The sequence below is a fragment of the Campylobacter sp. BCW_6460 genome (genome assembly GCF_001762705.1).
In the GTDB taxonomy this organism is placed as follows: Bacteria; Campylobacterota; Campylobacteria; order Campylobacterales; family Campylobacteraceae; genus Campylobacter_D; species Campylobacter_D jejuni.
In genome coordinates this window covers 1-821 of the sequence record NZ_MJXI01000007.1, presented here as the reverse complement: position 1 = coordinate 821, position 821 = coordinate 1, and the positions used below count along the sequence as shown (strand labels likewise).

Below are 821 nucleotides of genomic sequence, written 5' to 3'. Positions count from 1 at the left end.
TAGAAAAAAACATACAAGCTTTATTAAGTGGGGTAAATGAACCCTTAGGAAATAAACTTTTAAATTTCATACAAAATAAAACTTGTTCTCGTTTTAATATAGATGAAAATTTAAATATCTATGATAAAACTCATAATGTTTTTATGTATGAAAATTTAGAAGAAGAATTAAATTTTTTCTATCAAAGTATTTTAGAAAAAACTCCTAGATATCCTTTCGTATGTATTTATGGTATAGGCAATGCCTTGCTTATTAAAAATTTAGCTAAACACTATAAACATCTTTTTGTATTTGAAAGCGAAATAGAACTTTTTATCCTAGCTTTAAGTGCATTGGATTTGAGTGAAGAGCTAAAAACTTATCAAGTGATATTGTTTGATGCAGCAGCCAAGGATGTGGAAATTCATATTGCTATGGTTTTTGATCAACAAAGCATTTTAGAGTATTTAAGTTTATATGAAATGTTTATTAGCTCGCATTATTATCTTAAATACTATGAAACTTCTATTTTATCTTTGAATGAACTTTGTATTAAAAGTGCAGCTGTAGCAATAAGAAATGCAGATATTTCTTGTTTTTTACCTTTGCTAACACATGGACAGTTTTTACAAAACATCCCTTCTATGCTTGAAAGCATTCCTTTTCAAAGAATCTTAAATGAAAGAAAAAACAAATTTGAAAATGCTATAGTAGTTTCTGCAGGACCTAGTTTAGCTAAACAACTTCCTTTACTTAAAGCTTATCAAGATAAAGCAGTGATCTTTTGTGCTGATGGGGCTTTAAGTATGCTTGAAAAAGAAGGCATAATACCTGATTATGTT

General features: G+C 27.8%; 1 protein-coding gene. It reads left to right on the top strand.

Annotated elements, in window-relative coordinates; all coding sequences use genetic code 11:
* A partial coding sequence (locus AJ881_RS03735; RefSeq protein ID WP_148123000.1) for a 6-hydroxymethylpterin diphosphokinase MptE-like protein occupies window positions 1-821 on the top strand: 821 nt, incomplete at both ends.